Genomic DNA, 14,616 nt, shown 5'->3' with positions numbered 1-14,616 from the left:
GTCCGTGCCGGGGCCAAGGGTCCCAGGCTGGCGCAGCGGGGAGGCGACATGGCGATCGAACCGGACACCAAGGACTGGACCTGGGTGCTGCAGCGGCGCTGCGAGCAGTGCGGCGCGGAGGTCGCGGGGGAGACGCCCGCCACCGTGGCTGCCCGGGTGCGGGAGGCGATCCCGCGCTGGGAGGCGGTGCTCCGCCGTCGCGACGTCGCGGAGCGGCCCGACGAGGGCACGTGGTCACCGCTGGAGTACGCCGCCCACGTGCGCGACGTCTTCGGGGTCTTCCGGGGCCGCCTGGTTCTCATGCTCGCGGAGGACGGGCCGACCTTCGCCGACTGGGACCAGGACGTCGCCGCCGTCGCCGGCCGGTACCGCGACCAGGACCCCGCGGTGGTGGCGGGCGAGCTCGCGGGTGCGGGCGCCGCCGTCGCGGACGCGTTCGAGGCGGTCCCCGAGAGCGCGTGGGAGCGTCCCGGGCTGCGGTCCAACGGGTCGGTGTTCACGGTGCGCACGCTGAGCCAGTACTTCGTCCACGACGTGCTGCACCACCTGCACGACGTGCGCGGCTGACCCCGGGCCGTCACGAACGGTGACCGAGAGCACCGCCTCCCATTTAGATGCATGGTGCATGTAGATGTACGGTGGAGCAATGTCCGATTCCTCCCCGTCGCGGCCGGAGGCTTCCGAGCGTGTCCTCGATGCACTCAGCTCGCTGGTCCGCCGGAGCCGCACCTCCGCCGTGCTCGTGTCCCAGGCCTGCGGGATGCAGGGCGCGCAGGTGCAGCTCCTCTTCGCCCTCCACCGTGAGCAGGAGTGCCGCGTGGCCGGCCTCGCCACGCACCAGCTGGTCGATCCCTCGGTGATCAGCCGTCAGGTGGCGGCCCTGGAGAAGCTGGGCCTGGTCACCCGCCGGTCCGACCCCGACGACGGGCGCGCCTCGCTCGTCTCCCTCACCGACGCCGGGCGCGAGAAGCTCCGCGAGGTGCGCCGCCTGCACCTGCAGGCGGTCGTCGAGTCCATGCAGGACTGGCCGGTCGAGCGGATCAGCCGCCTCGCCGACGACCTCGCGGACCTGACCGACGCCTCCGCCGTCGTCTACGCCAAGCTCTCCGGCCCCACGCCGGCCGACACCGAAGCCAAGGATCACGCGTGAAGAAGAAGGACCTGACCTCGCGCCGGGCCTACGCCGGCATGACGCCGGAGCAGGCCGCGCTCGCCCACGAGGACCACCGGCAGATCCTCAAGGTGCTCACCGGACTGCTGCTCGGGATGTTCGTCGCCAACCTCTCCGGCACCATCGTGGGCAACGCGCTGCCGGTGATCGTGGGGGAGATCGGCGGGACGCAGCAGCAGTACACCTGGATCGTCACCTCGACGATCCTGGCCTCGACGGCGGTGACCCCGATCGCCGGGAAGCTCGCCGACCTCTTCGACAAGAAGAAGCTGCTGCTCGCCTCGCTCGCGCTCTTCGCGCTCGGCTCGCTGGTCGCCGGCATGTCGACCTCGGCCGGCATGCTCATCGCGGTCCGGGTGATCCAGGGCATCGGCATGGGCGCCAACATGGTGCTCACGCAGATCATCATCGCCACGATCATCCCGCCGCGGCAGCGCGGCCGGTACAACGGCTACATGGGCGCCGTCATCGCCCTGGCGACGGTGTCCGGCCCCCTCGTGGGCGGCCTCATCGTGGACATCCCGTGGCTCGGCTGGCGCTGGTGCTTCTGGGTGGCCATCCCCTTCGTGGCGGCCGCGTTCGCCGTGCTCGCGAAGAACCTCCAGGTGCCCGGCAAGGGCCGTCCGGGGGCGAAGGTCGACTGGTCCGGCGCCGCCCTCATCTCGCTGTCCGCCACGCTGCTGCTCATCTGGGTCTCGTTCGCCAACCACGCCTTCGCATGGATGTCCTGGCAGACGGCGGCCATGCTCGCCGGCGCCGTCGTCGCCGCTCTGGCGTTCGTCCTGGTCGAGCGCCGCGTCAGCGAGCCGGTGGTGCCGCTGCACATCCTCACCGAGCGGACCACGGCGCTGGCGGTCGTGGCGAGCCTCGCCGTCGGCACCGCGATGTTCGGGACGATGATCTTCCTGGGCCAGTACTTCCAGATCGGCCGCGCGTACAGCCCGACGATCGCCGGCTGGCTGGGTCTGCCGCTCATGGGCGGCCTGCTGATCTCCTCCACGGTGTCGGGGAACCTGGTCACGCGGAGCGGGCGGTGGAAGCCGTACGTCGTCGGCGGCATCGCCCTGCTCGCCGCGGGCATGGGCCTGATGGCCACCGTCGGCGGGACGACCCCGCTGTGGGCGGTGAGTCTCTACCTGCTCATCGCGGGCCTGGGCCTCGGCGCGTCCATGCAGAACCTGGTGCTGGCGGTGCAGAACACCGTGGAGATCGGCAACGTCGGCGCCGCCACCTCGACCGTGACGTTCTTCCGCAGCCTCGGCGGCGCGGTCGGCATCCAGGTGCTCGGCGCGGTCTACGCGGCCCGGGTCACCTCGCTGACCCTCGCCGGGTACGCGGAGCGCGGCATCGACGTGACCGAGCTCGACTCCTCGACCGCCTCGCTCGACCTCTCGGCGCTGCCGGCGGAGATGGCCCAGGTGGTGCGCGAGGCATACGGCGACGGCATCGGCCTGGTCTTCGCCGGGGCCGCGCTGATCGCGGTGGCCGGGCTGGTCGCCGTGGCGTTCATGCGCGGCACCGAGCTCCGCAGCACCTGGGAGGTCCCGGCGAGCGCCCGCGAGGTCATCGAGGCCGACGCCGGTCCCGGGACGACGGCGGCACCCGGGGACGCCACGCCGGCCACGACGGCGATGGTGGACCGGAGCGGCAAGCGCGCACGCACCGTGGGCGACGACGGAGCCGGGCCTTCGTCGGACCTGGCGCGGGTCGGTCGCTGAGGTCTGCCGGGACCTGCTCAGGGTCCTGAGCGTCAGACCTCGCCGGCACGGTCGGACGTCGGCGGTGAGAGCCAGACCTGGGCCTGGTCAGACCTGAGCAGCCGCCCGCTCAGGCTCCGCCGTCGACGCCGAGGCGGGCGTCCGCCCACTCGATCGCGCTGCGCGTGTAGTACTCCCGGCCCGGCTGGGGCGAGAGCGCGAGGTCGTGGACGCCGCCGGGCACCTGGAGGATGGTGACGTCCTCCCCGATCATCGGCGCCCGGCTGATCATCTGGCGCACGTCGAGGACGACGTCGGAGGTCGACAGGTCCGCCGGCCCGGGGTGCTTGCGGTGCCCGGACCGCGTCGAGCAGCACAGCAGCACCGGCACGGAGACCTCGAGCCCGCGGCCGATCTCCGCCTGCGCGCGGCGCACCGTCCGGATGAACCCGGCGCGCGCGGGGAAGCCCTCGTGGGGCTTCAGCGCGAGCTCGTACTCCCAGTCGCCGCCGGAGCCGTTGTGCAGGTACCGGCCGTAGGCCTGGTTGAGCGAGCCGACCGGGAGGCTGGGGAGCCAGGCCCCGAGCTTGTCGACGAGCTCGGTGACCGGGACGCGGGTGAACCAGCCGGAGTTGAGGTCCAGCCAGGGGGAGTTGAGGACGACGGCGTCCACGCTGCCAGGGTGGTCGGCCGCCCAGAGCACCGCCTGCAGGCCGCCGGTCGAGTGACCGAGGAGGACCACCGGGCGCGGGCCACCCTCCTGGATGATCGCGAGCGCCTTGCCGATCTCCTCGTCCTGGACGCGGAGGTCACGGACGTCGTCCGGGCGCGGGTGCCCGTTGGTCGAGCGGCCGGAGCGGCGCAGGTCGAGGCCGTAGAAGTCGTAGCCGGCGTCGATCCACGCCTGGGCGTGCTCGGCCTGGAAGAAGTAGTCGACGAACCCGGGCAGGTAGAGCACGGCGCGGGGCGCGGAGCCGGCGTCCCTCTGGTGCACGAGCGTCGCGACGTCCGGGGCGCCGGGCTCCTCCCCGCCGTCGAGACGGTCGCCGAGCGGGATCGTGCGCGTCACCCACGGTGGCCCCAGCAGGTCGTCCTCGACGACGGGCGGGGGCGCGGCTGCGTGCCGAGCGGTCAGAGCGGGCTGGGCGTCGTGGCTCATGCCCCGATCATGTCAGTCCGACCTCCCGCGCGGTCGGCCGCCGCCGCGGGCAGCGGTCCGGCAGCCGGACGCGTCGGTGCCCCGGTCTCAGCATGCGGCCATGAGCCGGGCGCGGGCCCGGCGTGCCCGCGCGGCGCCCTACGATCGCCGCACACCATCCAGAGCAGCCGAGAGATCTGGCTCGACGACGCTGCAGCAACCTCCCACTCCGTGTGGGGAGGGTGCTTCCGCCAGGCCCGATGGAGGAGCGCGACATGTCCGACCTGCCTGCCTGTCCGTCCGAGCCCTTCTGTCCGCCGGACCTGCCGCGGCCCGCGGTCGACCCGGCGGGTCTGCGCCCCGGCACCCTCGCGGTGCGCGGCGGGCAGTACCGCAGCGCGTTCCAGGAGACCTCCGAGGCGCTCTACCTCACCCAGGGTTTCGTCTACGACCGTGCCGCCGAGGCGGAGGCGGCGTTCGCGGAGGAGATCGAGCGCTACACCTACTCGCGCTACACCAACCCCACCGTCACCACCTTCGAGGAGCGCCTCGCCCTGATCGAGGGCGCCGAGGACTGCTACGCGACGTCGACCGGCATGTCCGCCGTCTTCACCGCGCTCGCGGCGCTGGTGAGCAGCGGCTCGCGCGTCGTGGCGGCCCGGGAGCTGTTCGGCTCCACGCTGTGCGTCTTCGACGACATCCTGGCGCGGTGGGGAGTGCGGACCGACTACGTCACCGGCACCGACCTCGACCAGTGGGCCGCGGCGCTCGCCACCCCCGCCGACGTCGTCTTCCTCGAGTCACCGTCGAACCCGATGCAGGACGTCCTCGACCTGCCCGCGATCGCCCGCCTCGCGCACGCCGCCGGCGCGACGGTCATCGTGGACAACGTCTTCGCCACCCCGGTGCTGCAGCGGCCGCTCGAGCTCGGCGCCGACGTCGTCGTCTACTCCGCGACGAAGCACATCGACGGCCAGGGCCGGGTCATGGGCGGGGCGATCCTGGGCACGCGCGAGCTCGTGCGCGGGCCCGTGCAGTCGCTGATCCGCAGCACCGGTCCCAACCTCGCGCCGTTCAACGCCTGGGTGCTGGCCAAGGGGCTGGAGACGCTGCCCCTGCGGGTCCGCGCCCAGACGGCCACGGCGCTTGAGCTGGCGCGGTGGCTGGAGCAGCAGCCGGGCGTGGCCTCGGTGCGCTACCCGTTCCTGGCCTCCCACCCGCAGCACGACCTCGCGCGGGCACAGATGAGCGGGGGCGGGACGGTCGTCACCTTCACCCTCGACGGCTCCGGGCTCGCCAGCGCGGACCCGGCCGCCCGGGCCGACGTCGAGCGCACCTTCGCGTTCCTCGACGCCCTGCGCGTGGTGGACATCTCCAACAACCTGGGGGACGCGAAGTCGATGGTCACGCACCCGGCGACGACGACGCACCGCCGGGTCGACCCGGTCACGCGCGACGCGCTCGGGATCGTGCCGACGACCGTGCGGTTCTCCGTGGGGCTCGAGGACGTCGAGGACCTCCGGGAGGACCTGGACGCCGCGCTCGCCGTCTTCCGCGGCGTGCGGGGCGCGCGGGCGCCCGTGCCGGCCGCCGCCGGCTGAGACGCGCGCGGCGCGCCCCCGTTGCCCGCCCGCCAGGGCGGGCGCGAGGATCGGGTGTGGCCGCGGACGTGACAGGGCAGCTGGGGGACCTCCTCCCGGACGTGTTCCGGGCGATCGACCTCACCGGCGTGCTCCTCAACGGCGTGCTGGGCGGCACGATCGCGCGCCAGCGCCGGTTCGACCTGGTGGGGTTCGCGATCCTGGCGATCGTCTCCGGGCTGGGCGGCGGCATGCTGCGCGACACCCTGCTGCAGGCGGGCCCGCCCGTGGCCCTGACGGATCCGGCTTACCTCGGCACCGCCCTGGTGGGCGCCGTCGTCGCCTTCTTCGTCCCGCTGGGCGGGCGGTGGTGGAACCGGACCTTCCTGGTGGCGGACGGCATCGCGCTCGGGTGCTGGGCGGCCACCGGGGCGGCCAAGGCGCTCGCCGCGGGCCTGGGCGTGCTCCCGGCGGTGCTGCTCGGGGTGACGACGGCGGTGGGCGGGGGCATGATCCGCGACGTCGTCGTCGGGCAGGTGCCCACCATCTTCGGCGGCAACACGCTCTACGCGACGTCCGCGGTGTTCGCCAGCCTGGCGATGATCGCGCTGTACTCCGAGGGCCAGGAGACGGCGGGGATGGTGACCGGCATCGTGGTGGGCGCCGGGCTGAGCATCCTCGCGCACTGGCGGCGCTGGACCCTTCCCGACGCGGAGGCGGTGCGGCTTCCCGTCCCGCGGCTGCGGTGGCGGCGGCGCCCGCCCGGTGACCGGGGGTGAGCCGTCAGTCGACGACGCCGTAGAGGCGGTCGCCCGCGTCGCCCAGCCCCGGGACGATGTACTTGTGCTCGTTGAGCCGCTCGTCGACGGCGGCCGTGACGATGGTGACGTCGCCGCGCTCGCCGATGGCCTCGTCCAGCGTGCGCAGGCCCTCCGGCGCGGCGAGCAGGCAGATGGCGGTGACGTCCCGCGCGCCCTTCTCCAGGAGGTAGTCGATCGCCGCGACGAGGGTGTGGCCGGTGGCGAGCATCGGGTCGAGCACGAAGCACTGGCGGCCCGAGAGGTCGTCCGGCAGCCGGTTGGCGTAGGTGATCGCCTCGTAGGTCTTCTCGTCGCGCTGCAGCCCGAGGAAGCCCACCTCCGCGGTCGGGAGCAGCCGGGTCATGCCCTCGAGCATGCCCAGGCCGGCCCGCAGGATCGGGACGACGATCGGGCGGGGCGCGGCGAGGTGGGTGCCGGTCGTGGTCGCCACCGGGGTGGTCACCTGGATCTGGGTCACCCGCACGTCGCGCGTGGCCTCGTAGGCCAGCAGGGTGACGAGCTCGTCGACGAGGAGCCGGAACGTCGGGGACTCGGTGTTCTCGTCGCGCATGACGGTCAGCTTGTGGGCGATCAGCGGGTGGTCCGCGACGTGCAGGCGCATGCGCCCAACGTACCGCCCGCCGCCCGGACCGCCGCACGGCGTGCGCCATCATGGCTCCCATGACCGCCACGGGCCCGGGTGCCGCGCCGCCGACGGACGCGGCCCTCGACGCCGCTATGCGGCTCGCCCTGGAGCTGGCCCGCGAGGCGGTCGGCGACGGCGACGTCCCGGTCGGCGCCGTCGTCCTCGGACCCGGCGATTCCGTCGTCGGGCGGGGCCGGAACCGCCGCGAGGCCGACGGCGACCCCACCGCGCACGCCGAGATCCTCGCCCTGCGGGAGGCGGCCGCCGCGCTGGGGACGTGGCGGCTGGAGGGGTGCACCCTGGTCGTCACGCTCGAGCCGTGCACGATGTGCGCGGGCGCGATCGTGCTGGCGCGCCTGGACCGGGTGGTCCTCGGCGCCTGGGACCCCAAGGCGGGCGCGACGGGATCGGTGCGCGACGTCGTGCGTGACTCCCGCCTGAACCACCGGGTCGAGGTGGTCGCCGGGCCGCGCGGCGAGGAGAGCGCCGCGCTGCTGCGGGAGTTCTTCGGCGAGCTCCGCTGACGAGGGCCCGGCGCGGCCGCCGAGCTGCGCCGCGCGATCCCCACGGTGGCCGCGGCGGGGTGCCCGCGCCAGACTGGCCCCATGATCCGCCGTCGCATCGTCGTCCACGGCCGGGTGCAGGGCGTGGGGTACCGGTACTCCTGCGAGATGGTCGCGGAGCGCCTCGGCGTCAGCGGCTGGGTCCGCAACAGGGACGACGGCACGGTCGAGGCCGTCGCGGAGGGGGCCGAGTCCGCCGTCGAGTCCCTGATCGAGTGGGCCCGCCAGGGGCCCCGGCACGCCGACGTCGCCCGGGTCGAGGTGCACGAGGAGGAGCCCGAGGGGCTGGGCGGCTTCACGAGCTACTGACGTCGACCGGCGGGGCCCGGGCGTAATATCGGACCGCCCCGTGAAAATTGATCGACGTGTGCCGAACGCGCCGGGTGAGGAAGTGCCGTGGACGAGACGCAGCGCATCGACTGGGACCCGCGGTCCCCGGAGGTGCTGTCCGACCAGATCGCCGCGTACGACAAGATGCGGGCGAGGTGCCCTGTGGCCCGCAGCCCGTACGGGAACTGGACCGTCTTCCGCCACGAGGACGTCGTGGGGATCCTCGAGGACCACGAGACCTACTCCAACGCGGTGTCCCACCACGTCTCGGTGCCTAACGGGATGGACCCGCCCGAGCACACGAGGTACCGGCAGATCGTCGACCGGTACTACACGCCGGAGCGCATGGCGGCGTTCGAGCCCACCTGCCGGCGGATCACCCGTGAGCTGGTCGAGGCGCTGCCGCGCGGCGTCGACGTCGAGGTCATGGCGGAGCTCGCCGAGCCCTTCGCGAACCGCGTCCAGTGCGCCTTCATGGGCTGGCCCGAGCGGCTCCACGAGCCGCTGCGGCTGTGGACGAGGAAGAACCACGAGGCCACCCTCGCCATGGACCGGGAGGCGATGTCCGCCGTCGCCGTGGAGTTCGACGGCTACATCCGAAAGCAGCTCGACGAGCGCCGGGCCGCCGGGGCGGACGCCCCCGACGACGCCACCACCGCGCTGCTGCGGGAGACGGTCGACGGTCGGCGGCTCACCGACGAGGAGATCGTCTCGATCGTGCGCAACTGGACGGTCGGCGAGCTGGGCACCATCGCCGCCAGCGTCGGCATCATGGCCGAGTTCCTCGCCACCCACCCGCGCGTCCAGCAGCAGCTCCGTGAGCAGCCGGCGGACCTGGAGCGCGCGAGCGACGAGATCCTGCGCATCAACGCCCCGCTGATCGCCAACCGGCGCCGCACCACGCGCGCCGTGACGATCGCCGGCCAGGAGATCCCCGCCGGGGAGCGCGTCATGGTGCTGTGGGCGTCGGCCAACCGCGACGAGAGGGTCTTCGGGAACCCCGACGAGTTCCGCCTCGACCGCGACCCGGCGCAGAACCTGCTGTACGGCGCCGGGATCCACTACTGCCCCGGTGCCCCGCTCGCCCGTCTGGAGCTGCGCCTGGTGCTGGAGGAGCTGTTGGCCGGGGCGGCGGCGATCGAGCCGGCCGAGGACGCCCGCCCGGTGCGCGCGCAGTACCCGGGCAGCGGTTTCTCGCGCCTGCCGCTGCGGATCCGCTGAGCTGAGCTAGGCGCCCAGCTCGCGCGCCAGCACGGGCAGCGCCTCGCTGGTGCCCACGTGCACGCGCACCGTGGCCAGCTCGTCCCCGCGCGTCGGCCCCCGGTTGACGACGGCGACCGGCTTGCCGGCCTTGTGCGCGCGGCGGACGAAGCGCAGGCCGCTCATCACGGCGAGGGAGGAGCCCGCGACGAGGAGCGCCTCGGCGTCGTCCACGATCGCGTAAGCCTCCTCGACCCGTGCGCGCGGCGTGTTGTCGCCGAAGAACACGACGTCCGGCTTGAGGATGCCGCCGCAACGGGGGCAGTCCGCGACCCGGAAGTCGGCGGTGGAGTCGAGGATGACGTCGGCGTCCGGGGCGATCTCGAGGTCGGCCACGTGCTGGAAGCGCTCGCGCCAGTGCGGGTTCAGGGCCACCAGCGCGGCGTCGTGCTCGGACCGGGGCACCACCGCCGCGCAGCTCAGGCACACCACGCGGTCGTACCGGCCGTGCAGGTGGACGAGGCGGCGTGAGCCCGCACGCAGGTGGAGCAGGTCGATGTTCTGCGTGACCAGCCCGGTGACGACACCGGCGTGCTCCAGGCGTGCGAGCGCGGCGTGGCCGGCGTTCGGGCGCGCGGCGAGGAGGTGGCGCCAGCCGAGGTGGTTCCGGGCCCAGTAGTGCCGGCGGAAGGCGGGGGACGAGACGAACTGCTGGTGCGTCATCGGGTGGCGCGGCGGCGACCCGGGGGAGCGGTAGTCGGGGATGCCGGAGTCGGTGGACAGGCCGGCGCCGGTCAGCGCCGCGACCCGGCGCCCGGCGAGAACGTCGACCAGCGGCGCCAGGGCGGCTCCGACGTCGTCCGGGTCGGGGACCCGGACGGCCGCGGGCGGTGCGACGGGGGCGGGCTTGATGACGAGGCGCGGCGTCGTCTCCGTATGGCTCTGCGGGAACAGCTCGGCCACGCTGTGGTGGCCGTGCCGCGGCAGGCGCACGTGCTCGTCGGGCTCGTTCACCACCCCAGGCTACGTCGGCGCGCGAACCCGCGCGGCCCGTGTCGGCGCGCGCGCTGGTGCGCCACCGCGCGGCGTTTTACCGTCCTGTCATGGACACGGAGCGCAAGGCGCCGGAGGACCTTTACGCACGCGGACGTGACGTCGTGACCTCCTACCTCGCCGGTGTGGACGTGACCTGGATGGCCGAGGACGAGGACCTCATCGAGATCCTCAACCAGGCGGGGGAGCACCGGCGGATCCGGGTGACGGTCACCGACTCGGCCGGCTGGCTGGTGCCGTGGGCGTACGCGCGCCGTCCCCCGACCGTCTTCCCCGACGGCTGGTGGGCGTTCGTCCGGTTCGGCGGCGACCCGGCGAAGCAGCCGCAGGTCTACCTCGCTCGCGAGAACCAGGTGCGCGAGCTGGTGCACTCGATCGTCACCGCCGACGACTTCGACGAGGACGACGCCGAGCGCGTCGAGGGCGAGGCCGTCCGCCTGTTCGACGAGGATCTTCGCCCCCTGCTGCGGTCCTGGCGCGAGCTGACCCAGGGCTTCTGAACCGGCACCGACTACTCTCGCCCGCATGCGGTGCATCGTGGTGGGAGCCGGGGCGTGGGGGCTGCCGGCGGCGGCTGAGCTGGCCGGCCGCGGGCACGACGTGGTGCTGCTGGACCGGTACGGGATCGCGAACCCGCTCGCCTCGTCCTCCGGTCCGACGCGCATCTGGCGGCTGACCCACCCGGACCGGGTCCGCGTGCGCCTCGCGCGGCGCAGCGTCGAGGCGATGGAGCGGCTGGCGAGCCGCTCGGGAGCCGAGGTGTTCCTGCGCCGCGGCCTGCTCTGGCGCGACGACTCAAGCATTCCCGGAGTGGTCTCGGCGCTCGGGGCCGAGGACGTCCCGCACGAGGTGGTGGCCGCGGACGACGTCGCACGGTACTTCCCCGGACTGCGTCCGGACGGTCGCGGGGCGGTCTGGCAGGAGGACGCCGGGCCCGTCCTGGCCGCAGCGTCGATGCGCGCCCAGGCCGGGCTGCTCGAGGCGGGCGGGGGTGCGGTCGAGACCGGGGTCGAGGTGCGGGAGGTGCGCACGACCACGCACGGCGCGGAGGTGGTCTGTGCCGACGGGAGAACGTTCGCGGGCGACGTCGTGGTCCTCGCGCCGGGGCCCGGCGCGCAGCCGCTGCTGGCCACGCTCGGCGTCGAGCTGCCGCTACGCCCACGGCTGGAGCAGGTGGTGCACGTGGGCGACCCGGCGGACCCGGGCGCGGCGGACGCGCTGCCGTGCCTGTTCGACGGTCCTCGGCCGGGTGCGGGCGACGAGGGCGGCGGAGACGGCGGCGCGGACGAGCCGGGGATCTACGCGATGCCCACGCCCGGTGTGGGCTACAAGCTCGGGCTGGACAGGCCGGTGCGCGAGCTGCTGCCCGGGGACGAGGACCGGACGCCCGACCAGACCCTGACCGAGCTGGTCGTCGAGCGCGTGCGACGCGACCTGCGGGCGCTGACGCCCCGCGCGCTGGACGCCCAGGTGTGCTCGTGGACGATGTCGCCCGACGGCCGGTTCGTGATCGACCGGCTCCCGGGCGGCGTCGTCGTGGCGTGCGGGGACTCCGGCGAGGGCTTCAAGTTCTCCGCACTCATGGGGATCGTCCTCGCCGACCTCGCGGAGGGCGCCACCCCGGACGACGACGTCGCGACCTTCTCCCTGGCGCGCTTCGCCGGCGGGGCGGAGCTGCGGGAGCACGTGCTCGGGCGGTGAGCGGCGGGGCGCGGCGGCCCTGCCGCTCCCTACCTCACCAGGGGCCGGGCGCGTACGGCCGCGACCAGAGCGCCACCTGGAGGATGACGGCCTTGCGCCAGGCGTCGTGCATCGCGTCGATCTCCTCCGGAGGGCGCCCGGAGTTCTCCAGGAACGGCCGCACCGTCGCCGTGATCGGATAGATGAGCGCGATGAGGTAGCGCAGCGGCACGTGGGTCGTCGACTCGACGCGGTCGGTGCGGTTCTTCTTGTACGGGGTGTGCCGCAGCCCGATCTCGTGCTGGTAGGCGAGCCACTGCTCGTCCCACGGCCGCTCGCAGGTGTCGCGGATCCACTGCCCGAACCGGCCCCTCACCGCGCTGAGGTACCTGCTGATCGGCTCGCCGTCGGGCCCGGAGAACTGCGCGAGCAGGTGGTGATGGGCGCCGACGAAGCCGTACCAGACGTCGAGCACGTCCTCCACCTGGTCGGCGAGCACCTCCCCGGCCGTGCGGAGCGCGGCCTCGTCCGCCGGGCCGAACAGCACGCTCGCCTTGAGCAGGTCGAGCTCCTCGACGGACACGGGTGACGCGGTGGCGGTCTCGTAGTCGTAACCCGAGATGGTCGTCATGTCTCCTCCTTGAGCAGGACGTCCTTGGGTCGGACGGTACGCCCGGTGCGCGGGCGACGGAAGACCGGCGGCCGGGGGAGCAGTGGGTGGGTCGACCGGTGCGCCGCCAGTAGCGGGGTGACGGGTCACACTCCGGCCGGTTTGGGCCGTGACGACGCCGACCGGTAGCATCGTCCGGCGAGGTAGCGTGTCCGAGCGGCCTAAGGAGCACGCCTCGAAAGCGTGTGAGGTTAACAGCCTCCGTGGGTTCAAATCCCACCGCTACCGCCAGCCGAGGGGCCCCGGGATCCGGGGCCCTTCGTCGTCTGCGGGGCCCTTCGTCGTCTGCGGGGCCCTTCGTCGACTGCGGACACTTCGTCGTCTCCGGTGCCCGCCAGGGCAGGTCGGGGCTCGGGCGCCGGGCTCCTCCCGGGCTCCTCCGGGACCTTCCGCTCTTGCCGCTAGGGAGTCGGCGGCCGACCGTGAAGGCATGAGCGGCGGGCACACGACCCTCACCTTCCTCGGCGGTACCGAGACGGTCACCGGTAGCAAGTTCCTCCTCGAGCACGAGGGCACTCGGGCGATGGTCGACTGCGGGCTCTTCCAGAGGGAGCGCCGGTGGCGCCGCCAGAACTGGGAGCCCCCGTCTCTCGAGGCCGCCGGCCTCGCCCACGTGATGCTCACTCACTGCCACCTGGACCACAGCGGTTACCTGCCGGCGCTCGTGCGCCAGGGGTACGACGGTCCGATCTGGATGAGCGCGGGCACCCAGGCGCTCACCGAGATCGTCCTCCGCGACAGCGCGCAGCTCCAGGAGCGCGACGCGGAGGACGCCCGTAAGGGTGAGTACTCGCGGCACGACCCGCCGCTGCCGCTCTACACGGTGGCCGACGCCGAGGAGGCCATCCGGCAGTTCCGCACCCTCCGCTTCGACGACGACGCCGAGCTGGCCGGCGGGGTGGGTGTGCGACTGACCCGGGCCGGTCACGTGCTCGGTTCAGCGAGCGTGACCGTCCGCCTGGGCGGCGCGGAGGTGCTCTTCTCGGGCGACCTCGGGCGGCCGTCGCACCCATTGCTCCGGGCTCGTGCGGTCCCGCCGGCCGCGGCGACCGTCGTGATGGAGTCCACCTATGGCGACCGCACCCATCCTGCTCCCGAGGGGGAGCCGCATGAGGCGCTCGCCGACGTCATCCGCCGGACGGTGGGACGCGGGGGGTCGGTGCTGATCCCGGCGTTCGCGGTGGACCGCACGGAGCTGGTACTCCTCGTGCTCTCCGACCTGATGCGCGACCGGCGAATCCCCGAGGTCCCGGTGTTCGTCGACAGTCCGATGGCGCTCGCCGCCCTCGACGTCTACCGGAGGCCGGAGCTGCGGCCCGAGCTGCGCGATGACGTGGCACCCGAGCTTGTTCACCTTTCGCACCTCGAGGCGGCCCGTACCTCCGAGGAGTCCATGCGCCTCAACAACCCACGGATGCCCTGCATCATCATCCGGCATCCGGCATGGCGACCGGCGGACGAGTGGTGCACCACCTGCGGCACCTTCTCCCCGACCGTCGTAACGCCGTGGTCCTCACGGGATACCAGGCGGCAGGCACCCGGGGGCGAGCGCTGATCGACGGTGCGCACGAGATCAAGATGCACGGGCGGTACGTGCCGGTGCGGGCGGAGATAGTGCAGGACGAGGAGTTCTCCGTCCATGCGGACGCCGACGAGCTGATGCAGTGGCTCCGGGCTCTGCCGGCGGCGCCGGAGGCGTTGTACGTCGTGCATGGTGAGCCCGAGGCCTCGGAAGCGTTGGCCCAGCGGGTGCGCGACGAGCTTGACTGGACGGTCGTGGTCCCGCGCCTCGGTGAGCGGGTTCGGGTCGGCTGATGGGCCTTGTGCAGGTGTCTCACCTCGAGGGGGCTTTCCTGCCGCAGGCGTTCGACGATGCCGATCGGACCATCCTCGGCGTTCGTCAGAAGGGTGGTGGGTCGTCGCGTTCGTCGTGGAGGGGTTCGGGTCGGCCGTGGTGGGGTGGGCGGACGGCGAGGAGGGTGACGGTGCCGTTGCGTTCGCGGCGGTAGGTGTGGCCGGAGGGGGTGAGCCAGACGAAGATGCCGGGCTCGGGCTGGGTGACGGCGAAGGCGCCGACGGTCTTGGTGA

Annotated in this window: 17 protein-coding genes, 1 tRNA gene and 1 riboswitch; of the genes, 13 read left to right on the top strand and 5 right to left on the bottom strand. The window is 73.4% G+C overall.

Going from position 1 to position 14,616, the window contains the following annotated elements:
* Nucleotides 1–48: 48 nt before the first annotated feature.
* The 3 genes from KZX45_RS14970 to KZX45_RS14960 all read left to right on the top strand — a co-directional run bounded on the left by KZX45_RS14970 (nucleotide 49) and on the right by KZX45_RS14960 (nucleotide 2,889).
* On the top strand, nucleotides 49–567 hold the full coding sequence (locus KZX45_RS14970; RefSeq protein ID WP_248258555.1) for a DinB family protein: 519 nt from the start codon (nucleotides 49–51) through the stop codon (nucleotides 565–567).
* Between the two features lie 79 nt (nucleotides 568–646).
* Entirely contained in the window at nucleotides 647–1,150 is a 504-nt protein-coding gene (locus KZX45_RS14965) for a MarR family winged helix-turn-helix transcriptional regulator (protein WP_248258554.1), read from the top strand.
* Nucleotides 1,147–2,889: an MFS transporter gene (locus tag KZX45_RS14960; RefSeq protein WP_248258553.1), complete on the top strand. Its 1,743-nt coding sequence runs from the start codon at nucleotides 1,147–1,149 to the stop codon at nucleotides 2,887–2,889. Before KZX45_RS14965 ends, KZX45_RS14960 begins: the two co-directional genes overlap by 4 nt.
* Before the next feature lie 109 nt (nucleotides 2,890–2,998).
* Here KZX45_RS14960 and KZX45_RS14955 read toward each other — a convergent pair whose 3' ends face one another.
* Nucleotides 2,999–4,027 carry an alpha/beta hydrolase gene (locus KZX45_RS14955; RefSeq protein WP_248258552.1) on the bottom strand — a complete coding sequence of 343 codons (1,029 nt, stop codon included), beginning with the start codon at nucleotides 4,025–4,027 and terminating at the stop codon, nucleotides 2,999–3,001.
* A gap of 151 nt (nucleotides 4,028–4,178) precedes the next feature.
* Nucleotides 4,179–4,273, top strand: a riboswitch (SAM riboswitch).
* Nucleotides 4,274–4,281: 8 nt separating this feature from the next.
* Here KZX45_RS14955 and KZX45_RS14950 point away from each other — a divergent pair.
* Both KZX45_RS14950 and KZX45_RS14945 read left to right on the top strand, forming a co-directional pair.
* A complete protein-coding gene (locus KZX45_RS14950) occupies nucleotides 4,282–5,607 on the top strand; it encodes an O-succinylhomoserine sulfhydrylase (protein ID WP_248258551.1) in 1,326 nt (441 codons plus the stop codon).
* Between the two features lie 56 nt (nucleotides 5,608–5,663).
* The gene (locus KZX45_RS14945) at nucleotides 5,664–6,365 is read left to right on the top strand and encodes a TRIC cation channel family protein (protein ID WP_248258550.1); all 702 of its coding nucleotides are present in this window, start codon (nucleotides 5,664–5,666) and stop codon (nucleotides 6,363–6,365) included.
* 4 nt (nucleotides 6,366–6,369) lie between these two features.
* Here the strand turns inward: KZX45_RS14945 and upp are convergent, their stop codons facing one another.
* A complete protein-coding gene (gene upp / locus KZX45_RS14940) occupies nucleotides 6,370–7,008 on the bottom strand; it encodes a uracil phosphoribosyltransferase (RefSeq protein WP_248258549.1) in 639 nt (212 codons plus the stop codon).
* Between the two features lie 59 nt (nucleotides 7,009–7,067).
* On the opposite strand from upp, the gene KZX45_RS14935 reads away from it, so the two are divergent.
* From KZX45_RS14935 to KZX45_RS14925, 3 genes are all read left to right on the top strand, one after another.
* A complete protein-coding gene (locus tag KZX45_RS14935) occupies nucleotides 7,068–7,556 on the top strand; it encodes a nucleoside deaminase (RefSeq protein ID WP_248258548.1) in 489 nt (162 codons plus the stop codon).
* An 81-nt stretch (nucleotides 7,557–7,637) separates the two neighbouring features.
* Nucleotides 7,638–7,904: an acylphosphatase gene (locus KZX45_RS14930; RefSeq protein WP_248258547.1), complete on the top strand. Its 267-nt coding sequence runs from the start codon at nucleotides 7,638–7,640 to the stop codon at nucleotides 7,902–7,904.
* A gap of 87 nt (nucleotides 7,905–7,991) precedes the next feature.
* Nucleotides 7,992–9,146: a cytochrome P450 gene (locus KZX45_RS14925; RefSeq protein ID WP_248258546.1), complete on the top strand. Its 1,155-nt coding sequence runs from the start codon at nucleotides 7,992–7,994 to the stop codon at nucleotides 9,144–9,146.
* 6 nt (nucleotides 9,147–9,152) lie between these two features.
* On the opposite strand, the gene KZX45_RS14920 is transcribed toward KZX45_RS14925, so the two are convergent.
* Complete coding sequence (locus KZX45_RS14920; protein WP_248258641.1) at nucleotides 9,153–9,968, bottom strand: Sir2 family NAD-dependent protein deacetylase; 816 nt, start codon at nucleotides 9,966–9,968, stop codon at nucleotides 9,153–9,155.
* Nucleotides 9,969–10,228: 260 nt separating this feature from the next.
* On the opposite strand from KZX45_RS14920, the gene KZX45_RS14915 reads away from it, so the two are divergent.
* Complete coding sequence (locus KZX45_RS14915; protein WP_248258545.1) at nucleotides 10,229–10,678, top strand: hypothetical protein; 450 nt, start codon at nucleotides 10,229–10,231, stop codon at nucleotides 10,676–10,678.
* Nucleotides 10,679–10,703: 25 nt separating this feature from the next.
* Nucleotides 10,704–11,879 carry an FAD-dependent oxidoreductase gene (locus KZX45_RS14910; protein WP_248258544.1) on the top strand — a complete coding sequence of 392 codons (1,176 nt, stop codon included), beginning with the start codon at nucleotides 10,704–10,706 and terminating at the stop codon, nucleotides 11,877–11,879.
* Nucleotides 11,880–11,913: 34 nt separating this feature from the next.
* Here KZX45_RS14910 and KZX45_RS14905 read toward each other — a convergent pair whose 3' ends face one another.
* On the bottom strand, nucleotides 11,914–12,489 hold the full coding sequence (locus tag KZX45_RS14905) for a protoglobin domain-containing protein (protein WP_248258543.1): 576 nt from the start codon (nucleotides 12,487–12,489) through the stop codon (nucleotides 11,914–11,916).
* Nucleotides 12,490–12,670: 181 nt separating this feature from the next.
* Between KZX45_RS14905 and KZX45_RS14900 the strand changes: the two genes are divergently transcribed.
* The 3 genes from KZX45_RS14900 (at nucleotide 12,671) to KZX45_RS14890 (ending at nucleotide 14,343) form a co-directional block, all read left to right on the top strand.
* Nucleotides 12,671–12,759, top strand: a tRNA-Ser gene (locus KZX45_RS14900).
* 199 nt (nucleotides 12,760–12,958) lie between these two features.
* Nucleotides 12,959–14,083, top strand: coding sequence for an MBL fold metallo-hydrolase (locus KZX45_RS14895; RefSeq protein ID WP_248258542.1), 1,125 nt, complete (start codon nucleotides 12,959–12,961; stop codon nucleotides 14,081–14,083).
* Complete coding sequence (locus tag KZX45_RS14890; protein ID WP_374112596.1) at nucleotides 13,972–14,343, top strand: MBL fold metallo-hydrolase RNA specificity domain-containing protein; 372 nt, start codon at nucleotides 13,972–13,974, stop codon at nucleotides 14,341–14,343. The genes KZX45_RS14895 and KZX45_RS14890 overlap by 112 nt, the downstream gene beginning before the upstream one ends.
* 85 nt (nucleotides 14,344–14,428) lie before the next feature.
* On the opposite strand, the gene KZX45_RS14885 is transcribed toward KZX45_RS14890, so the two are convergent.
* Nucleotides 14,429–14,616 (bottom strand): hypothetical protein (locus KZX45_RS14885; RefSeq protein ID WP_248257835.1); only part of this gene is annotated, 188 nt, incomplete at its 5' end.

The organism is Georgenia sp. EYE_87 (genome assembly GCF_023148685.1).
GTDB lineage: Bacteria > Actinomycetota > Actinomycetes > Actinomycetales > Actinomycetaceae > Georgenia.
Note: the sequence above shows the minus strand (reverse complement) of the source record. Positions and strands in the feature narration are given on the sequence as shown.